Below are 18,092 nucleotides of genomic sequence, written 5' to 3' on the forward strand. Positions count from 1 at the left end.
GCCATGCGACTCTACCGTCCCCTGCTGCTGGCACTGGCGCTCTCGCTGCTGCTGCACCTGGGCGTGCTGCTGTCCGGTCATCTGCCGCACGCCGCGAGCCTGCCGGAACCGGCCAAGCTGCAGCCCTTGTCGGTGGCGATGCAGGCGATGACGCTGGCCCCGGAAGCCGGCCCCGCGCCGGCCGCGGCCCCATCCAACGGGCTGGTGGCCGTCCCGGCCGCGCACGCCCCGGGCGTCAAGCGCCACCACCGCGCCCGCGTCGCGCACCGCGCCGATGCCGCATCCGCCCCCGTCGCCGAAGCGCCTCCGGCGGCCAAAGACATGCTGGCCGCCGCCACGGAAGCCCCCGCCACCAAAGACGCGCCGGCCACCGCCGAGCCCAGCCCGGCCGCGCCGCCGGCAGAACAGCAGGCCAACGGCAACAGCGAACCCGTCGCGCCGCCGCCGCAAGCCGACGACAGCACCGCTCTGGAAGCCAAGGGCGCCGCCAAGACGCGCCGCTTTCCCGACAACTCGCACGTCGACTACCAGATCTACTACGGCAGCCTGATGGCCGGCCACGGCGAGATCAGCTGGCAACGCAGCGGCGCCAACTACACCCTGGACGCGCGCCTGACGCCGATCATCGGCCCCCACCTGCGCTACCAGTCGCGCGGCAGCGTCGGCAAGCGCGGGCTGACTCCGCTCGCCTACCAGGCCTGGCGCGGCGACAGCGAACGCGAATCGGCGCGCTTCGACTGGAGCGCCAACACCCTCGCCTACGGCGACCACGGCGACAAGCAGGCCGAACTCGCCCCGGGCACGCAGGACATCCTGAGCCTGGGCTACCAGCTGGCGCTGACCGGCGGCAGCCTGTTGCCGCCGCAACAACGCATCACCACCGGCAAGAAGGTGTACGACTACCCGCTGGCGCCGGCTGGCGAAACCCGCTACCCGCCCGACCACGGCACGCTGCGCGTGGTCGTGTTCCGCGCCAAGAACGGCGACGACGTGACCGAATTCTGGCTGGCGCCGGACTTTGCCAACCTGCCGGTGCGCATCCTGCGCATCGACAAGGACAAGACACTGGACCAGCGCGCCCGCCGCATCGACATCAACGGCAAGACCGTCTGGTCTCTGTCGGAAAACCCCTAACGGAACCACGATGATCAACCAGACCCAGCTCTTCCACATCGAAACCGTGCTCGGCAAGATGGTCCGCTTCGACCGTCCCGCCGACGCCGTGCTGAGCGCCTACTTCCGCGAGCACGCCAATCTCGGCGCCAACGACCGCCACGTCATCGCCGAAACCGCCTTCGCCTGCCTGCGCCGCTTCAGCCAGCTCAAGGCGGTGATCGCACCGCAAAAGCCCACCCCGCGCCGTCTGGCGCTGGCCACGCTGGCGCGCGTGCGCGGGCTCAACCTGAAGGAATTCGGCGGCAGCCTGAAGGAAGAGGAACGCAACTGGGTGGCCGAGCTCAAGGGCAAGACGCTGCCGGACGAACTGCCGGTGCAGGCCGAACTGCCGGCCTGGGTGATCGAAAGGTTGGCCGAAGACACCCCGGAACAGATCATCGCGCTGGGGCGCGGCATGATCGAGGGCGCGCCGCTCGACCTGCGCGTCAACACCCTGAAGATGAAGCGCGACGACGCCCTGCTGGCCTTGCGCCGCGACGGTTTCGAGGCCGAACCGACGCCGTTTTCGCCCATCGGCATCCGCCTCAAGGGCAAGCCGGCACTCAACCGCCACCCGCTGTTCAAGGACGGCAGCATCGAGGTGCAGGACGAAGGCAGCCAGCTCCTGGGCCTGATCACCGGCGCGCGCCGCGGCGAGATGGTGGTGGACTTCTGCGCCGGCGCCGGCGGCAAGACGCTGCTCTTGGGCGCGCAGATGGCCTCCACCGGCCGGCTCTACGCCTTCGACGTGTCGGAAAAGCGCCTCGCCAACTTCAAGCCGCGCCAGGCCCGCTCCGGCCTGTCCAACGTGCATCCGCAGCTGATCGCGCACGAGAACGACACCCGCGTCAAGCGCTTGGCCGGCAAGGCCGACCGGGTGCTGGTGGACGCCCCCTGCTCCGGCCTCGGCACCTTGCGCCGCAACCCCGACCTGAAATTCCGCCAGAGCCCGGAGAGCGTGGCCGAACTCAACGCCAAGCAGGCCTCCATCCTCGCCTCGGCGAGCCGCCTGGTGAAGGCCGGCGGACGCCTGGTCTACGCCACCTGCAGCCTGTTGCCGCAGGAAAACCAGGCCATCGTCGAAGCCTTCCTGGCCGAGCACCCCGACTTCACGCTGGTGCCGGTGTCGGACGTGCTGGCGGAGCAGAAGATTCCGCTGGAGATGGGCGACTACCTGGCGCTGCGTCCGGACCGTCACAACACCGACGGCTTCTTCGCCGCCGTGCTGGCCAAACAAAAGCCGTGAGTCTATGATGAAACCCTGATATAGGTTTTCATCCACCCGCCCGACAACAGGCCGCCCGCGAGGCGGCCTGCGTTATTCGACCACCATGTCATACATCGCCCCCCAATGGCGCCGCCGCGACCGCCGCCTGGTGCTGCTGCACGACCTGATCAACCACTTCCGCTGGCGTACCCGCCTCACCCTCTGGCTTACCGCCGCGCTGGCCGGGCTGGTGGTGGCGGGCTTCGCGGTGCTGTCCGAGCAAGCCCAGCACGCCTTCCTGCGCCTGGTGGCGTTCAACCCGCTGTGTGCCTGGCTGCTGCCGGTGGTGGTGCCGATGCTGGCGGTGTGGCTGACCCGGCGCTACTTCCCCGGCAGCCAGGGCAGCGGCATTCCGCAGGCCATCGCCGCGATCCGCCTGAGCAGCGAGCGCCAGCCGGTACACCAGCTGGTTTCGCTGCGCATCGCCCTGGGCAAGATCCTGGTCGGCTGTTTCGGCTTGCTGGGCGGCATCTCGGCCGGGCGCGAAGGGCCGTCGGTGCAAGTGGCGGCCAGCATCATGCACGCCGCGCACCGCTGGCTGCCTCACGGCCGCGCCATCCGGCCGCAGGATCTGATCCTGGCGGGCAGTTCCGCCGGCATCGCCGCCGCCTTCAATACCCCGCTGGCGGGGATCGTGTTCGCGGTGGAGGAAATGGGGCGGCGCCTCGAGTCGCGCACCAGCGGCGTGCTGCTGTCCACCATCATCCTCTCCGGCCTGATGGCGATCTCGCTGCTGGGCAATTACAGCTACTTCGGCTCGCTGCACATCCCGGCGCTGAGCAGCGCCATCGTCACGCCGATCATCGTCTGCGGCATTGGCTGCGGCCTGCTGGGCGCGCTGTTCAGCCGTGCCATGCTGTGGCCGCAACGCTACGCCGGGTGCCGCCTGTGGCGCTGGCGCGCCGCCCACCCGGTGCGCTTCGCCGGACTGTGTGGGCTGCTGCTGGCGCTGATGGGCTGGCTGAGCGGCGGCAGCTCGTTCGGCAGCGGCTACGCCGCCACCTCGCACCTGATCGACGGCAGCGCCACCCTGCCCTGGCACGCCCCGCTGCTGCGCTTCGGCGCCACCCTGGTCACCTACTTCATGGGCGTGCCGGGCGGCATCTTCGCCCCCTCGCTGGCGGTCGGCGCCGGCATCGGCAACGACCTGGCGAGCTGGTTCTTTCCGCTCGCCGGCCAGCACGTCATCATCGCCCTGTGCATGGCGAGTTTCCTCGCCGCGGTGACGCAGGCGCCGCTCACCTCGGCCATCATCATGATGGAAATGATCGACAACCATGGCATGGTGATCAGCCTGATGGCGGCCTGCGTGCTGGCACGCTTCATCAGCGCCCGCATCAGTCCCGCGCTGTACCATCAGTTGTCGGAAGGGTTCATGTCCCCGCCGGCGCGACAAGATAAGCGCCGTGTCCGCGCGCAAATTGACCCGCCGCCAGCTGGACCGTAAAATAACCTATTGAAACGCTCGGGTATTGCGTCGCCAGACAGGGTTGCCTGTTCCGGAGCGCCAGCCTCAACCAACGCAAGGATTCTGCCATCCATGGATATCCAGGAAACCATCAAGCAAACCGTCACCAGCAGCCCGGTCGTACTGTTCATGAAGGGCTCGGCCCAGTTCCCGCAGTGCGGCTTCTCCGCGCGCGCCGTGCAGATCGTCAAGGCCTGCGGCGTGGACGACTTTATGACCGTCGACGTGCTGCAGAATCCGGAAATCCGCCAGGGCATCAAGGACTTCTCCAACTGGCCGACCATTCCGCAGCTCTACGTCAAGGGTGAATTCATCGGCGGCTCGGATATCATGTACGAGATGTTCCAGTCCGGCGAACTGCAGGAACTGCTGAAGGATATCGCCCAGGCGTGACCATGCGCCTGAGACGCCACAACCCGGTCGCCGCACCGGGTTTTTTGTTGCCCGCACCAGACAGGGTTTTTCATTCGTCATATAATGAAAAGCTTGTATGTGCCTCCCGCATCGCCCGACGCCATGACTGACGAATTTCTGCCCTATCAAGACGACGCCACCGAGCGCCTGATGTCTGCCAGCGCCATGTCCATCGACGAAATCTGGCGGGCGCTGGTCAACGACCAGCTGGTGCCCTACTTCCAGCCGGTGGTCGAGCTGCGTTCGCGCAAGGTGCTCGGGGTCGAGGCCCTGGCGCGCTGGCGCCATCCCGCACTGGGGGTGCTGTCGCCGGTGGCCTTCGTACCGATCATGGAAGAGCGCGGCATGATCCGCGAACTGACCGAACTGATCCTGGAAAAGTCGCTGTACGCCTGCCGCGACTGGCTCGATCACGGCCGGAAGCTCACGGTGTCGATCAACCTGTCCGCCCTGTCGCTCACCGACCACAACCTGCCGGGGCTGCTGGAAAGCAAGTGCCGCATCGCCGGCCTGCCGTCCTCCAGCCTGATCCTTGAGCTGTCGGAAAACACCCTGCGCCAGCACTGGGAGTTGGCCGAACCGCAGCTCGGCCAGCTGCGTGAGCGCGGTTTCGGCGTGGCCGTCGACGAATACGGCATCGGCAGCGGCCTGGCGACGCGCCTCAACGGCGAGCACTTCTCGACGATGAAGATCGACCGCGCCTTCGTGCACGGCGCCGGCAGCAATCCTCACCTGCGCGCCATCCTGCAGGAGAACCTGCTCCTGGCGCAGCGGCACGGCCTGTTCACGGTGGCCATGGGGATCGAGGAGAGCGCCGACCTGGCGCTCCTGAGCGAACTGGGCTGCGATGCGGTGCAAGGCTACCTGTGCTCGGCCCCGCTGCCCGCGGAAGGCTTGTTGCCGTGGATTTACCAGTGGGAAAAGGGCTAAAATCGCGTCATGGTGTAAACACCCGTTTAATCCCGCGTGAACGACAGCGACCCTGCCGTTCACGGACACAATGCCAAACAGCCGGTATCCCGAAACGGGACGACCCGGCTGTTTTTTCACGAGCGAAGGAAGCCGCATGAACATCACCGTAGTGCACCACCCGCTGGTACAGCACAAGCTCGGGCTGCTGCGCGAAGGCGCCATCAGCACCATGAAATTCCGCCAGCTGACCCAGGAACTGGCGCGTCTGCTGGCCTACGAGGCCACCCGCGATTTCGAGCTGGAAACCGTCACCATCGAGGGCTGGTGCGGTCCGATCGAGGTGCAGCAGATCAAGGGCAAGAAGGTCACCGTGGTACCGATCCTGCGCGCCGGCCTCGGTATGCTCGACGGCGTGCTCGACCTGGTGCCGTCGGCCAAGATCAGCGTGGTCGGGCTGTACCGCAACGAGGAAACGCTGGAACCGGTGCCCTACTTCGACAAGTTCGTCGACAGTCTCGACGAGCGCATCGCCATCATCATCGACCCGATGCTGGCCACCGGCGGCTCGATGGTCGCCACCATCGACCTGTTGAAGCGCAAGGGCTGCAAGCAGATCAAGGCGGTGGTGATGGTGGCGGCACCGGAAGGCGTGAAGGTGGTGAACGAGGCCCATCCCGACGTGCAGATCGTCGCCGCCTCGCTCGACAGCCACCTCAACGAGCACGGCTACATCATCCCCGGCCTGGGCGACGCCGGCGACAAGATCTTCGGCACCAAGCACGGCTGACGCACCGATGGCCCGCCAGCGCCGCGTGGCAGGCCAGGTGCGGTCTGCTCTCTCCGGCCCCACGACGAAAGGCGACGCATGGACGCGTTCAAACAGATTGATCACGACTTCCTGCTGCGTTTTCCCGGTGCCCTGAGCGACCCTGACTGGCTCGCACTGGGCAAGAAGCACCGCAGTATCGACGCTGTGATCCGCCTGTGCCGGGAAGGGCTGACCGAAACCGTGCTACAGCGGGCCATCTCCACCGGTAGCACGGCCGCCGTCATCGAGTGCTGCCGCCAGATCATCGGCCGCTGTAGTACCGTCAGCACCTTCGAGAAGATGGCGTTCCGCCATTACCTGGGGTATGGCGAGGTTCACCTGCCTTTCGTGGCGGCGCTCAACGACGTGCTGCACCATTTTTCGCCCGAGCACTTCGAGGCTTTCGTCGATGTCCTGACGCTGTGCCGGCACGACCCGAGGGCCAATGCGGCGAAATGGCCGGTGGTGACCTGCTTTCTGGCCTACAGCGATCCCGAGCGGCAGGTGTGCATCAAGCCGACCACCATCAAGAAGCTGGCCGCCAAACTCGGCATCGACATCGCCTACCAGGCTCGTCCCAACTACGAGACCTACCAGCGGGTGCAGGAGATGGTGCGCGAATTCCGCCGGCACAGCCGGCTCGCCGCGGACCAGAACAACATCATCGCCCAGGCTGTCATGTACTGCACCGTCTGACACCCGGCGCGACTGCCGCGCTATTTGCATAACAAGGAAAAATCCATCATGTTCCAGCATGTAAAACTGGCCGTCTCGGGTGCCCAGATCCTGTTCGTCGCCTTCGGCGCACTGGTTCTGGTCCCGCTACTGACCGGCCTCAATCCGGCCATGGCCTTGCTGGGCGCCGGCGTCGGCACCCTGCTGTTCCAGCTGTGCACCGGCCGCCAGGTGCCGATCTTCCTCGGCTCCTCGTTCGCCTTCATCGGCCCGATCATCTATTCGATGCAGACCTGGGGCATGGGCGCCACCATGTTCGGCCTGTTCTGTGCCGGCTTCATGTATTTCGTGTTCGCCGCCATCGTCAAATGGCGCGGCATGGCGCTGGTCAACCGCCTGCTGCCGCCGGTGGTGATCGGCCCGGTGATCATGATCATCGGCCTCTCGGTGGCGAACGCCGCGTCGAACATGGCGATGGGCCGTGCCGGCGGCCAGCAGGTGATGCCGTACGAGACCTCGCTGCTGCTGGCCGCGGTATCGCTCGCCACCACCATCGTGGTGTCGATCTTCGCGCGCGGCATGTTCAAGCTGGTGCCGATCCTGGCCGGCGTCACCGTCGGCTACATCGTCGCCGCGCTGCTGGGCGTGGTCGACTTCGCCAAGCTGGCCAACGCGCCGTGGTTCGCCGTGCCGCAATTCCACAGCCCGGAGGTGAACTGGGCGGCGGCGCTGTTCATGCTGCCGGTGGCGATCGCCCCGGCCATCGAGCACATCGGCGGCGTGATGGCGATCGGCGGCGTCACCGGCCGTGACTACACCAAGAGCCCGGGCCTGCACCGCACGCTGTCCGGCGACGGCCTGGGCGTGTGCCTGGCCGGCCTGATCGGCGGGCCTCCGGTGACGACTTACGCCGAGGTGACCGGCGCGGTGATGATCACGCGCAACTTCAACCCGGTGGTGATGACCTGGGCGGCGCTGTTCGCCATCGCCATGGCATTCTTCGGCAAGTTCAACGCACTGCTGCAGTCGATCCCGATGCCGGTGATGGGCGGCATCATGGTGCTGCTGTTCGGCACCATCGCCTCGATCGGCCTGAAGACGCTGATCGAAGCCAAGGTGGACCTGATGGAGCCGCGCAACCTGGTGATCATCTCGGTGGTGCTGACCGCCGGTATCGGCGGCCTGGAGATCAAGCTGGGCTCGTTCGGGCTCGCCGGTGTCGGCTTGTGCTCACTGCTGGCGATCGTGCTGAACCTGATCCTGCCGCGCCACGCCGCCACCCACGACGGCATCGTCGAGGGACAGGACCTGTAACAGCGGCTTCGGCCAACCTGACAACGCCAACCCGCCCCGGCAACGAGGCGGGTTTTTTCATGGTCACGCCGGGCCGCCCGGAAAAAATGTCGCAATGCACAATAACAATGTCCTGATCGTGAACGACTCTGGCGCGCGAGGCTGGAACAATGTATTTAGTCAATCGAAGGAACCCCGCCATGCGTACCTTGATCGCTTTCTGCCTGCTCTATTTCCTGCTGCTGCCGATGCTGGGCGGCGCGCTGGCCTTCCTCGGCGGCACGCTGCGGGCACGCTTTGCCGAACAGCGCAAGGCCTACGCCGGCTACCATCCGATGAACCCGTTCTACCGCTTGTCACCCTACCATTTCGGCAAGCGCTGAAACCGCAGTCTTTCTCCTCCGTCAGTATTGGCGCCACGGTTCGATGGCGCTTTTTTTGTGCCCCGGGCCCTGGGCAGACGGCTTCCCCCGACGGGCCCGGCGCTGGCCTTCGGCGCCTCAGCCGCGCCCACCCAGCGGTCCGCGCAGGCGAGCCATCAGCAGGCCATCGACGAACTCGCCGTCGCGGAACGAATCACCACGCAAGCGTCCCTCCTCCTCGAAACCCAGCAGCCGGTACAGCGCGATGGCGCGCTCGTTGTCGGCGTAGACGTGCAGTTCGAGCCGGGTCAGTCCCAGCCAGTTGTCGGCGTACTCCAGCAGCGCCCCCAGCAACCGGCGCCCCACCCCTTTGCCTTGCCAGTCTTCGTGCACCGCCAGCGCCAGCGAGGCGGTGTGGGCGCGGCGCAGCTGCGGCGGGCGCATCACGGCGCCATAGGCGATGGCACGGTCCTCCGCGTCGCACGCCACCAGCGCGTGCGTACTGTCCGGCAGCTCGGCCAGGCGCGTCTGCCAGTGCGACAGCGAGGGATACGGCAGCTGCAGCGAATTGCGCACCACCGAGGGGCAGCTGAACAGGACCTGCAAGGCGGGGGCGTCGGCGACGTCGGCACGGCGGATGGGGTAGCTCATGGCATCTCCTCGATAAGGGAACAGCGGGCAACGCCGCGGATCGCGCCGCGCCAGCCCGGCGTCCGACCATGACATAAAAACCGCATCCCGCCCAGCCAGGACGGGTCCCGCGCGCGCGGAGGGCACGAAAAAGCCGCCCGCAGGCGGCTGGTACCAGGTTCTCGGCGCGTTCAGCCGGGGCGACGCGTGGCGCGGTCCACCAGGTACATCAGGTGCTGGTAGGGAATGCCGGCGTGTTCCGACAGCCCGATCTCGCAGGTGGTGCTGGTGGAGAAGCCGCCGCAGCAGCCGCCCACCTGCTCCTTCAGCCCGGTCAGCGCCGAGGCGTTCAGTTCCGGATAGGTGAAGCCCTTGTCGCCGGCGAAACCACAGCAGGTGATGCCTGCAGGCTCGGTGACCCGGCTCGAGCAGCGCCGCGCCAGCGCGTTGAGCGTCGCGCCCTGGCCCAGCTTCTTCATCGAGCACACCACGTGCAGCGCCACGTGCTCGTCGAGCGGGGTGAAGTGCAGGTGGGCGGCGGCCTCGGTCTCGATGAAGGTGGTGACGTCGACGATGCGCAGGCGCGCGTCCTGGATGCCCTCCAGCATCGCCGCGGTACACACGCCGTTGTCGACGATCACCGGCCAGCGGCCGTTGTCGCTCGCCGCCAACAGCGCTGCCTTGAGCTCGGCCAGCTTGGCGGCGGCGGCGTCCAGCGCCCCCTTGGATTTGAACGGCGTGCCGCAGCACAGATTGTCCAAGCCGGCCGGGTAGAGCAGCTGGTAGCCCGCCTTGCCCAGCACCGAGGCCACCACCTCGTTGAGCGGGCGCGGGTCGGGCATGGCGGTGGACGGGGAGAAAGTTCGGGTGAGGCAGGACGGCAGGTACACCACCTTGCGCGCGCTGCCGGCGGCGCCGGTGCCTAGGCGCGGCTTGGCCGCCGCGCGCGGGAAGAAGGGTGTCCAGTGCGGCACACGCCGGCCGAACACGCGGCGCAGGCCGCGCATCACGGCGCCGGTGGCGGCGTCGCCGGCCACGGCGTGGGTCGCATCGAGCAGTTTGAGGCCGAGCCGCGCCCCGCGCGTGGCGCTGTCGTAGTGCCCGGCCAGCCAGTTCGCCGCCGCCCAGCCGGTGTCGCTCTGGTGGCCCTGGCGGATCTGCGTGGTCAGCTTGCCGGTGTTGATGCCGACCGGGCAGGCGGTTTCGCACAGGCCGCAGGTGGTACAGGTGTCGTCGCCGGCGTACTGGTACAGCGCTTCCAGCTCGGCCAGGCGGTCCGGCGCGTCCCCGGCGCTGCGCAGCGCCGCCATCTCGCGGTTGGCGACGATGCGCTGGCGCGGCGTCAGGGTGATGGCGCGGCTCGGGCACATCACTTCGCAGAAGCCGCACTCGATGCACTTGTCGACCAAGGCGTCGACCACCGGGATCGGCTTGAGGTCCTTGACGTGCAGCAGCGCGTCGCTGGTCAGGATCACGTCCGGGTTGAGAATGCCCTGCGGGTCGAAGATCGCCTTGATCTCCTGCATCACGCGGTACGCCACCGGCCCCCATTCCATCTCGACGAACGGCGCCATGTTGCGGCCGGTGCCGTGCTCGGCCTTGACCGCACCCTCGTAGTCCACCGCCACCAGCCGGCATACCGCCTCGATGAAGGCCTCGTAGCGCGCGACTTCTTCGGCACCGGAGAAGTTGGGGGTGAACACGAAGTGCAGGTTCCCCTCCAGGGCGTGGCCGAAGATGATCGCCTCGTCGTAGTGGAACTGTTTGAACAGCGCCTGCAGGGCCAGCGTGCCCTCGGCCAGGTGCTCGATCGGGAACGCCACGTCCTCGATGATCACCGTGGTCTCGGCGGCGCGCATCGCCCCGACGCTGGGGAACATGCCCTTGCGGATGTTCCACAGCTGGGTGTACTCGCTGACGACGTCGGTGAAGGCCACCCCGGTCAGGGTGTCGATGTGGCCGATGAAGCCGGCGATCGCCGCGGTGTTGGCGGCCAGCGCGGCCGGGTCGGCGGCGCGGGTCTCGATCAGGATCGCCGCGGCGTCCTCCGACAGCGTCTTGATCAGCGCCGGCACGCCGGCCTTGTTCTCCACCGAGCGCAGGCTGGCGCGGTCCAGCAGCTCCGCCGCCGCCACCACGTCCTTGTGCTGCGCCAGCACCTGCACCGCGTCACAGGCGGCCTTGATGGTGGGGTAGAACACCAGGGCGGAGGCCTTGTGCGGGTGTTCCACCACGGTGTGGTAGGTCACCTCGGAGACGAAGGCCAGCGTGCCTTCGCTGCCGACGATGAGGTGGGTGAGGATGTCGAGCGGGTCGGTGAAGTCCACCAGGGCGTTCAGGCTGTAGCCGGTGGTGTTCTTCATCTTGTACTTGCGGCGGATGCGGGCAGCCAGTTCGGCGTCGTCCCGCACCCGCGCCGCGAGCGCCGCCAGTTGCCCGAGCAGGCCGGCGTGGCTGGCGCGGAACGCCGCCACGCTGGCGGCGTCGGCGGTGTCGAGCACGCTGCCGTCGGCCAGCACCACGCGGATCGCGCGCAGCGTCTGGTAGCTGTTCTGCGCCGTGCCGCAGCACATGCCGCTGGAGTTGTTGTTGACGATGCCGCCGATCATCGCCGAGTTGATGGTGGCCGGGTCCGGGCCGATCTTGCGCCCGAACGGCGCCAGCGCGGCGTTGGCGGCGGCGCCGACCACGCCCGGCTGTAGGCGGATCGCCGCGCCGTTCTCCAGCACCTCCAGCCCCTTCCAGCCGTAGCTCGCCACCACCAGGATCGAGTCGCTGACCGCCTGGCCAGAGAGCGAGGTGCCGGCGGCGCGGAAGGTGACGGGCAGCGCGAGTTCCGCCGCCAGCGCCAGGATGGCCTGCACCTCGGCCTCGGACTGGGTCTTGACCACGATCTTGGGCGTCAGCCGGTAGCAGGAGGCGTCGGTACCGTAGGCCAGCGTGGAGAGCGGATCGGTGTAGATCCGCCGCGGCTCGATCTGCTCCTGCAAGCGGTGGTGAAACTCGCGATACGCTCCCTGCAACATGGCCCTGTCTCCTCCTGCGTAGCGGACCGCCAGCGCCCGCACGCGTTCTATCGTGTCGATGAACGCGATGGTGCCACATTTCATCCTTCGGCCCATCAAGGGATAGCCCTTGGTCCGGTGCGGTCTTGCCGCCAGCGCGGCACGGCTGCTAGGCTCACGGCTGACACTTCGGGAAAAGGAGACGACATGCTGATGCAACGCGACAAAGCCACGCTGCTGGTGGTGGACATCCAGCAGAAACTGGTGCCGGCGGTGATCGATCCCGACGGGGTGGTGGCACGGGTGCGCTGGCTGCTCGGCGTGGCCCACGACACCGGCCTGCCGGTGGTGTTTTCCGAACAGTATCCGCAGGGCCTCGGCCACACCGTGCCGGAACTGCTGGCGGCCGCCCCCGCCGCCCCCGTGGTGGCGAAACGGCATTTCTCCTGCGTCGCCGGCGACTGCCTGCCGGAGACGCTGCTGACGCGCGACCAGGTTATCGTGTGCGGCATGGAAACCCACGTCTGCGTGCTGCAGACGGTGCTGGAATTGCTGGCGGCGGGAAAACAGGTGTTCGTGGTGGCGGACGCGGTGACGAGCCGCTCGGCGCGCGATCTCGAACTCGGCCTGCAACGCATGCGCGACGCCGGCGCGGTGCTGGTGAGCCGCGAGATGGTGCTGTTCGAAATGCTGCGCGAAGCCGGCTCCGAGCTGTTCCGCAGTATGAGCAAGCGCTATCTGCAGGGCGTACAACCCTGAGGCGGAAAGGTCATTCGGGACGAGACGGCGGGCCGGAAAAAACGAAAGGTTGGCCGAAGCGGCTTCGGCCAACCTTGTCTTTCTCGAGATGACGGCTGAGCCGTTCTAGTTCTCCTCTATTACTTCCACTTCCGGCCCTGTCGAGCAGAAGTGCAGACTTGGCTCTGCTGCGTGCACTATCATGGTGCATTCATCACCATAACGACGCAGGAAAAGGCGCCAAACAGGTGCAACCCTCCCCTTTACCCCGCATCGAAGCGACGGCACGCTGGATAACCACAGCCTATTAAGCAAAAATCGTGCCATGGAATCCGTAAACGGCCGGCCAAGACATCCCCACATCCCCAGCGCGTCAGTCCTTTCTTCAACGCCCTGCGGCTATGTGCTGACGGCGACCGACACGCTGCCACGAGCCCACGCCCACGACTTCACTGACCGCCCTGCACCGCCTCCGGAGCAGAGTCCGCAGCGAAACGGTTGCTGCCAACACGATGGTAAACTACCGCCGAGATCCCACTCGAGGCATGCTGAGCGCCGACAGGGCTGGCGCCAGCAGCGAGCGCCCCGACACCCCGATGACATCAAGGAAAAAAGCAATGACCACATCCGCCAGCTTCAAGGACATTCTGGCCACTCTGCCCGACACCGCCGGCATCGCCGCACTGGTGCTGCTCGACGAACACGACGAACCGCAGGCTCGCCTGGAAAACCAGCCCGGTACCGCCGGCTCGGTCAAGGTCTACTACGCGCTGGTGCAGCGCTTCGGCCACATCGACCGCACCGCGGCCGCAGAAGGGCTGGCGCTCTACGCCGAGCACACCGCCGACGCCCGGCTCAATCCCGGCAAGCACCCCAATATCGACCGCCTGCTGGCCATCGCCGAAGCAGGCGCCCCCGGCCTCAAGGCGCGCCTCGTACTGCAGGGCGAATGAGCTACGGCGCCCCTCGCGCAAGCATGAAAAAAGCCCGCACATGTGCGGGCTTTTTAACGATTCCGGTATAACTGGGAATCAGGCTTCCGGTACCACGACAACCTTGATCGCCACAACCACGTCGTGGTGCAGGGCAACTTCCAGGTCGTATTCACCGATGGCCTTCAGCTGGCCGTTCGGCAGGCGAACTTCGAAACGCTTCACCGGCACGCCGAAGGCGGTCACGGCTTCAGCGATGTCGACGTTGGTTACGGAGCCGAACAGACGGCCATCCACACCGGCCTTCTGGGCGATGGTGATGGTAGCGTCGGTCAGCTTCTCGGCACGAGCCTGAGCGTCGGCCAGGATTTCGGCTTGCTTGGCTTCCAGTTCGGCGCGGCGAGCTTCGAAAGCTTCCAGGTTGGCGGCGTTGGCACGCTTGGCCTTGCCCTGCGGGATCAGGAAGTTACGAGCGTAACCGTCCTTGACCTTAACCACGTCACCCAGTTGACCCAGGTTGGCCACTTTTTCGAGCAGAATGATTTGCATCTTGTCGTATCCTTTCCCGGCTTAGTGTTGGTCGGTGTACGGCAGGAAGGCCAGGAAACGCGCGCGCTTGATCGCGGTGGTCAGCTGACGCTGATAACGGGCCTTGGTACCGGTGATGCGGGACGGGATGATCTTGCCGTTTTCGGCGATGAAATCCTTCAGGAGATCAACGGATTTGTAGTCGATTTCCTTGATGCCTTCTGCCGTGAAACGGCAGAACTTCTTGCGCTTGAAGAGTTGACGAGCCATTTTGACTAACCTTTTACAAATTCAACGTGTTCGATATGCAGTACTAACCGCGGGTTGCGCAGGCTGCGCTGGCTGAGGAAACCGCTGACGGTGACCATCTTGCCTGCCAGACTGCCGGAAAACTTCCGGGCCGCTTCGCCGATCAGGAGTGCCTGCACTTCGCAGCTCACATCCCTTTCGAACCCCGCTTCACGCTGCCGGGACTGATGCCTGAGCCACATTTCCAGCACCGGCAGGCCGGCGGGGGTGTATCTCAGGGCGTCTTCGCGTTCGACAGCGGCGGTCAGTACCAGCTGGTTCTGCAAGGTGGAGTCGCGATCAGGCAGCGACTTCAGCCTCGGCGGCCGGCTGTTGCGGTTCCAGCAGATTCTTGGCCTTCTCGTCCTTCATCATCGGGGACGCTTCGGTCACGGCGCGGTCCAGCTTGATGGTCAGGTGGCGCAGAACGGCGTCGTTGAATTTGAACGCGTGTTCGATCTCGGCCAGGGTCTCTGCTTGGCACTCGACGTTCATCAGAACGTAGTGAGCCTTGTGCAGCTTCTGGATCGGGTAAGCCAGTTGACGGCGGCCCCAGTCTTCCAGACGATGGATCTTGCCTTCGGCGGCCAGAACCATGCCCTTGTAGCGCTCGATCATGGCCGGAACCTGTTCGCTCTGGTCCGGATGGACGATGAACACGATTTCGTAATGACGCATGTGAACTCCTTGTGGCTATAAAGCCTTTCCGCCATGCGGTAGCAGAAAGGCAAGGGTTGAGAACCGCAGAATTCTACGCACCTTTACCGGACAGGGCAACGAAAAACAGCCGCCGCCCCATGGATTTGGGCCAGCGGCTGTGGCGTCGTTGCCGAAACGATCAAATCATGGGCGGCGCTTGTGAAAGAAATCGTCGCGAGCGACCCAAGGCCGGCTTGAGAAGCGCAGCCGTACAAATGGTACGGCGAGTATCGCAGGGCCGGGATTGGAGCGCGCAGCAGATTTATTCACAAGCGCTCAGCCGACCACGTCGTAGCCGGCATCGCTCACCGCCTCGGCCAGCATGCCGCGCGTCGGCATGCCGGCGTCGCACAACACTTCGACCTTGCCGCTCGCCAGGTCCACTTCCACCTGGCGCACCCCTTCCAGCTGACCTAGGGCGTTCTTGATGCTGTTGGCGCAACCGTTGCAGGTCATGCCCTCGACGTGCAGGATGATTTTTTCCATGAAGCTTCCTTTCTCAGAATTTCTTGTAGCGTTCGATATCGCTCACCCGCCCGTTGCGGAAGGTGATGGTGGTGGTATGAGGCTCGACGCCATCCGCGTACCAGGTCATGGACTTGCGGTCGCCCCAGGCAAAGCCGTGCCGCGTGCGGTAACGGACCGAGCCGCCGTCGCTGACGTAGTCGGGCGGCCCGGTGAGCTCGAGCACCTCGGCCTCGCTCATGCCGGTATCGAGCCGGATGAAAACGCTGAACGGAATCGGCGCCGCCACCGTGACGAGCGGCCCGCACCACAGCGCGAGCATGAGCGCGCGCACCAGCCTGTCCATGTTTACCTCCCGCCGCCCTGGGCGGCGTCATTCCAATGCGCCTTAGACACGATAACTTTGGCGGCGGCGTTGCGCGGACCGCGTGCGAATCTATCGCAGAGATTCGCTCAGCGAGCACTTACCGTACTACTTGTACTATCTGCGGCCCCGCTCACTTGCCTTCGCGTTCGCGTTCTTAATGCTTTTTGGAATCAGCGCACCTTCTTCACCACGTCGATCAGCTCGGTCACCACGCCGGTGGCGTCGCCGGCGCGCAGCGCCTGCGCCACGCAGCCCTTCATGTGGTTTTCCAACAGTTGCAGCGACACCGCGTCGAGCGCCGATTTGACCGCGGCGATCTGGGTGAGCACGTCGACGCAGTAGCGGTCGCCGTCGATCATGCCGCTGATGCCGCGCACCTGCCCTTCGATCCGCGCCAGGCGCTTGAGCAAGGCGCTCTTGTTGGGCTGCACGACCAACTTGTCGCTGCCCGGGGGTTCATGGTCACAGCACTGCTGCATGACGACTCCTCGGAGGGAAAGGCAATCCGGCATTGTGACGTATCCGGCGCCCCGGTCAAAGGGCGCCCCCTGTTATCAGTTTAGGCCGGCGGCCACTCAGGTGCGCACCAGCAGCTGCCCCATCATGCCCTGGTCCTCGTGCTCGAGAATGTGGCAGTGGAACATGCGCAGGCCGGGCAGATCCTGGCGGAAGCGCAGCCGCACGCTCTCGCCGGCCGCGACGTTGACCACGTCGTGCCGGGCCAGGAACGGCTCGTCACGCCACTGGCCGTCTTCGGTGCGCGCCAGCACCTGGAACTGCGTGCCGTGCAGGTGGAAGGGGTGGTCCATGTGGGCGTTGCCGACGATCTCCCACTCTTCCACCTGGCCGACCTTGCCTTCGAAATCGATGCGCGCCATGTCGTAGGTCTTGCCGTTGATCAGGAACATCGCCTTCGGATCGGCCATGTTCTCGGAGAACTCCACGCGCCGCTTCACGGCCGGCGCCGGCAGCGCCGGCACCTCGGCGAGGCGGGCCGGCAACGGCGCACTGGCGCGGCGGCCGTGACGGTTCAGCGTCATGAGCGGCAGCACCGCGTCCTGCTCCGGGTGCATCGCCTTGCCGCGCGCGTACGGCAGCGCCACCAGGCCGGGCGTCTGGCCGACGCCGAAACGCCCGGTCACCACCAGCTCGGCGCGCTCGCCCGGCGACAGCAGCAGGTGCTCGATGCGGCGCGGCGAAGCGATGGCCCCGCCGTCGGTGCCGACCAGGTGCACCTCGTGCGCCGGCAGCGCGATCTTCAGGATGCGCGCGCTGGTGGCGTTCCACAGGCGCCAGCGCTGGCGTTCGCCCTCGGCCAGCGCCAGGGTTGGCCGAAGCGCGCCGTTGACCAGCACGAACTGGCCTTCGCGGCCGTCGTGATGGTCGGCCATCGAGTTGGCGGCGATGCTGCCGTCGCCATCCAGCTTGAGGTCGGACAGCACCAGCAACTGCTCCGGCAAGTGCGCCAGCGGGTCGTCGCGACGACGCACGATGAAGGTCCCGGCCAGCCCCATGTAGGCCTGCTGCCCGGTGTAGCCGTGCGGGTGCGGGTGGTACCAGTAGGTGCCGGCCGAGCCCTTGGGCAGGGTGAAACGGTAGTGGCGCGAAGCTCCCGGCGGCACCGGGTCGTGCGGGTTGCCGTCCTGCTCGGCCGGCACCGGCATGCCGTGCCAGTGGATGGTGGTGGGCTGGGCGAGCCGGTTGGTGAAGGCGATCTCGACCGTGTCCCCCTCGTAGGCCTCGATCAACGGCCCCGGCACGCTGCCGTTGTAGGCCCAGAACGTGGTCGGCTGGCGCCCCGGCAGCAGCGGCAGCTTGATCGGCGCGGCGACCAATTCGCCGCTCACGCGTCCGGCGCCGCCACGATTGACGAGCCGCTGCAGCGGCGGCAGCGGCCGCCCTTCGGGCAGCGTGACGCCGCCGGCATCGCCTGCCATCGCGGCCATGTCATGGCCGGCATGCGCGCCATGGTCCATGCCCGGCATGGCGGGCGGGGTGGCGGCCCAGGCCCGGCGCACGATCAGCGGCAGGGCGGCCATCCCCAGCGACAACTCCAGGAAACGACGACGGTGCATGCGGTTCTCCT

At 66.5% G+C, this 18,092-nt stretch carries 21 protein-coding genes; 11 read left to right on the top strand and 10 right to left on the bottom strand.

From position 1 onward, the window contains the following. Positions 1-3 precede the first annotated feature (3 nt). The 9 genes from ABKF58_RS01710 (at position 4) to ABKF58_RS01750 (ending at position 8,375) form a co-directional block, all read left to right on the top strand. Positions 4-1,134 (top strand): DUF3108 domain-containing protein, encoded by a 1,131-nt coding sequence (locus ABKF58_RS01710; RefSeq protein WP_482583189.1) that lies wholly within the window; start codon positions 4-6, stop codon positions 1,132-1,134. Positions 1,135-1,147: 13 nt separating this feature from the next. Continuing rightward, a complete protein-coding gene (locus ABKF58_RS01715) occupies positions 1,148-2,401 on the top strand; it encodes an RsmB/NOP family class I SAM-dependent RNA methyltransferase (RefSeq protein WP_369751184.1) in 1,254 nt (417 codons plus the stop codon). Positions 2,402-2,486: 85 nt separating this feature from the next. Next, positions 2,487-3,869 carry a chloride channel protein gene (locus ABKF58_RS01720; protein WP_482583190.1) on the top strand — a complete coding sequence of 461 codons (1,383 nt, stop codon included), beginning with the start codon at positions 2,487-2,489 and terminating at the stop codon, positions 3,867-3,869. Positions 3,870-3,962: 93 nt separating this feature from the next. Then, on the top strand, positions 3,963-4,283 hold the full coding sequence (gene grxD / locus ABKF58_RS01725) for a Grx4 family monothiol glutaredoxin (RefSeq protein WP_008953301.1): 321 nt from the start codon (positions 3,963-3,965) through the stop codon (positions 4,281-4,283). A gap of 123 nt (positions 4,284-4,406) precedes the next feature. Next, positions 4,407-5,234: an EAL domain-containing protein gene (locus tag ABKF58_RS01730; RefSeq protein ID WP_482583191.1), complete on the top strand. Its 828-nt coding sequence runs from the start codon at positions 4,407-4,409 to the stop codon at positions 5,232-5,234. Positions 5,235-5,370: 136 nt separating this feature from the next. Continuing rightward, positions 5,371-6,003, top strand: a complete 633-nt coding sequence (gene upp / locus ABKF58_RS01735; protein ID WP_008953303.1) for a uracil phosphoribosyltransferase — start codon at positions 5,371-5,373, stop codon at positions 6,001-6,003. Positions 6,004-6,081: 78 nt separating this feature from the next. Further along, positions 6,082-6,720 carry a hypothetical protein gene (locus ABKF58_RS01740; protein WP_482583192.1) on the top strand — a complete coding sequence of 213 codons (639 nt, stop codon included), beginning with the start codon at positions 6,082-6,084 and terminating at the stop codon, positions 6,718-6,720. Between the two features lie 48 nt (positions 6,721-6,768). Continuing rightward, positions 6,769-8,013: a uracil-xanthine permease family protein gene (locus ABKF58_RS01745; protein ID WP_294866389.1), complete on the top strand. Its 1,245-nt coding sequence runs from the start codon at positions 6,769-6,771 to the stop codon at positions 8,011-8,013. A 179-nt stretch (positions 8,014-8,192) separates the two neighbouring features. Then, positions 8,193-8,375, top strand: a complete 183-nt coding sequence (locus tag ABKF58_RS01750; protein ID WP_008953306.1) for a hypothetical protein — start codon at positions 8,193-8,195, stop codon at positions 8,373-8,375. Positions 8,376-8,492: 117 nt separating this feature from the next. Here the strand turns inward: ABKF58_RS01750 and ABKF58_RS01755 are convergent, their stop codons facing one another. Together ABKF58_RS01755 and ABKF58_RS01760 are read right to left on the bottom strand one after the other, a co-directional pair. Further along, entirely contained in the window at positions 8,493-9,005 is a 513-nt protein-coding gene (locus ABKF58_RS01755) for a GNAT family N-acetyltransferase (protein ID WP_482583193.1), read from the bottom strand. A 170-nt stretch (positions 9,006-9,175) separates the two neighbouring features. After that, on the bottom strand, positions 9,176-12,010 hold the full coding sequence (locus ABKF58_RS01760) for an FAD-binding and (Fe-S)-binding domain-containing protein (RefSeq protein WP_482583194.1): 2,835 nt from the start codon (positions 12,008-12,010) through the stop codon (positions 9,176-9,178). 186 nt (positions 12,011-12,196) lie between these two features. Here ABKF58_RS01760 and ABKF58_RS01765 point away from each other — a divergent pair, with 186 nt between their 5' ends. Both ABKF58_RS01765 and ABKF58_RS01770 read left to right on the top strand, forming a co-directional pair. Then, a complete protein-coding gene (locus ABKF58_RS01765; protein ID WP_008953309.1) occupies positions 12,197-12,748 on the top strand; it encodes a hydrolase in 552 nt (183 codons plus the stop codon). A 596-nt stretch (positions 12,749-13,344) separates the two neighbouring features. Beyond that, entirely contained in the window at positions 13,345-13,680 is a 336-nt protein-coding gene (locus ABKF58_RS01770) for a DUF2322 family protein (RefSeq protein WP_294866398.1), read from the top strand. Between the two features lie 78 nt (positions 13,681-13,758). On the opposite strand, the gene rplI is transcribed toward ABKF58_RS01770, so the two are convergent. The 8 genes from rplI to ABKF58_RS01810 form a co-directional block, all read right to left on the bottom strand. After that, positions 13,759-14,208: a 50S ribosomal protein L9 gene (rplI, locus tag ABKF58_RS01775; protein WP_008953311.1), complete on the bottom strand. Its 450-nt coding sequence runs from the start codon at positions 14,206-14,208 to the stop codon at positions 13,759-13,761. Positions 14,209-14,229: 21 nt separating this feature from the next. Continuing rightward, positions 14,230-14,457: a 30S ribosomal protein S18 gene (gene rpsR, locus ABKF58_RS01780; protein WP_008953312.1), complete on the bottom strand. Its 228-nt coding sequence runs from the start codon at positions 14,455-14,457 to the stop codon at positions 14,230-14,232. Positions 14,458-14,462: 5 nt separating this feature from the next. After that, entirely contained in the window at positions 14,463-14,762 is a 300-nt protein-coding gene (gene priB, locus ABKF58_RS01785; protein ID WP_008953313.1) for a primosomal replication protein N, read from the bottom strand. Between the two features lie 13 nt (positions 14,763-14,775). Continuing rightward, positions 14,776-15,153 (bottom strand): 30S ribosomal protein S6, encoded by a 378-nt coding sequence (gene rpsF / locus ABKF58_RS01790; RefSeq protein ID WP_008953314.1) that lies wholly within the window; start codon positions 15,151-15,153, stop codon positions 14,776-14,778. A gap of 297 nt (positions 15,154-15,450) precedes the next feature. Continuing rightward, a complete protein-coding gene (locus tag ABKF58_RS01795) occupies positions 15,451-15,660 on the bottom strand; it encodes a heavy-metal-associated domain-containing protein (protein ID WP_008953315.1) in 210 nt (69 codons plus the stop codon). A 13-nt stretch (positions 15,661-15,673) separates the two neighbouring features. Beyond that, a complete protein-coding gene (locus ABKF58_RS01800; protein ID WP_482583195.1) occupies positions 15,674-15,985 on the bottom strand; it encodes a hypothetical protein in 312 nt (103 codons plus the stop codon). A gap of 191 nt (positions 15,986-16,176) precedes the next feature. Continuing rightward, the gene (locus tag ABKF58_RS01805) at positions 16,177-16,485 is read right to left on the bottom strand and encodes a metal-sensitive transcriptional regulator (protein ID WP_008953317.1); all 309 of its coding nucleotides are present in this window, start codon (positions 16,483-16,485) and stop codon (positions 16,177-16,179) included. A gap of 96 nt (positions 16,486-16,581) precedes the next feature. Continuing rightward, complete coding sequence (locus ABKF58_RS01810; RefSeq protein WP_482583196.1) at positions 16,582-18,081, bottom strand: multicopper oxidase family protein; 1,500 nt, start codon at positions 18,079-18,081, stop codon at positions 16,582-16,584. Positions 18,082-18,092: the final 11 nt, after the last annotated feature.

This window comes from Pseudogulbenkiania sp. AW2-16 (genome assembly GCF_056824575.1).

Excerpts from the sequence above, each read along its gene's own strand:
- ABKF58_RS01760 (WP_482583194.1), bottom strand. The coding sequence starts at position 12,010 with ATGTTGCAGGGAGCGTATCGCGAGTTTCACCACCGCTTGCAGGAGCAG.
- ABKF58_RS01765 (WP_008953309.1), top strand. The coding sequence starts at position 12,197 with ATGCTGATGCAACGCGACAAAGCCACGCTGCTGGTGGTGGACATCCAG.
- ABKF58_RS01710 (WP_482583189.1), top strand. The coding sequence starts at position 4 with ATGCGACTCTACCGTCCCCTGCTGCTGGCACTGGCGCTCTCGCTGCTG.
- rpsF (WP_008953314.1), bottom strand. The coding sequence starts at position 15,153 with ATGCGTCATTACGAAATCGTGTTCATCGTCCATCCGGACCAGAGCGAA.
- ABKF58_RS01745 (WP_294866389.1), top strand. The coding sequence starts at position 6,769 with ATGTTCCAGCATGTAAAACTGGCCGTCTCGGGTGCCCAGATCCTGTTC.
- ABKF58_RS01795 (WP_008953315.1), bottom strand. The coding sequence starts at position 15,660 with ATGGAAAAAATCATCCTGCACGTCGAGGGCATGACCTGCAACGGTTGC.
- ABKF58_RS01800 (WP_482583195.1), bottom strand. The coding sequence starts at position 15,985 with ATGGACAGGCTGGTGCGCGCGCTCATGCTCGCGCTGTGGTGCGGGCCG.
- ABKF58_RS01730 (WP_482583191.1), top strand. The coding sequence starts at position 4,407 with ATGACTGACGAATTTCTGCCCTATCAAGACGACGCCACCGAGCGCCTG.
- upp (WP_008953303.1), top strand. The coding sequence starts at position 5,371 with ATGAACATCACCGTAGTGCACCACCCGCTGGTACAGCACAAGCTCGGG.
- grxD (WP_008953301.1), top strand. The coding sequence starts at position 3,963 with ATGGATATCCAGGAAACCATCAAGCAAACCGTCACCAGCAGCCCGGTC.
- rplI (WP_008953311.1), bottom strand. The coding sequence starts at position 14,208 with ATGCAAATCATTCTGCTCGAAAAAGTGGCCAACCTGGGTCAACTGGGT.
- ABKF58_RS01810 (WP_482583196.1), bottom strand. The coding sequence starts at position 18,081 with ATGCACCGTCGTCGTTTCCTGGAGTTGTCGCTGGGGATGGCCGCCCTG.
- ABKF58_RS01750 (WP_008953306.1), top strand. The coding sequence starts at position 8,193 with ATGCGTACCTTGATCGCTTTCTGCCTGCTCTATTTCCTGCTGCTGCCG.
- ABKF58_RS01720 (WP_482583190.1), top strand. The coding sequence starts at position 2,487 with ATGTCATACATCGCCCCCCAATGGCGCCGCCGCGACCGCCGCCTGGTG.
- rpsR (WP_008953312.1), bottom strand. The coding sequence starts at position 14,457 with ATGGCTCGTCAACTCTTCAAGCGCAAGAAGTTCTGCCGTTTCACGGCA.
- ABKF58_RS01740 (WP_482583192.1), top strand. The coding sequence starts at position 6,082 with ATGGACGCGTTCAAACAGATTGATCACGACTTCCTGCTGCGTTTTCCC.
- ABKF58_RS01770 (WP_294866398.1), top strand. The coding sequence starts at position 13,345 with ATGACCACATCCGCCAGCTTCAAGGACATTCTGGCCACTCTGCCCGAC.
- ABKF58_RS01805 (WP_008953317.1), bottom strand. The coding sequence starts at position 16,485 with ATGCAGCAGTGCTGTGACCATGAACCCCCGGGCAGCGACAAGTTGGTC.
- ABKF58_RS01755 (WP_482583193.1), bottom strand. The coding sequence starts at position 9,005 with ATGAGCTACCCCATCCGCCGTGCCGACGTCGCCGACGCCCCCGCCTTG.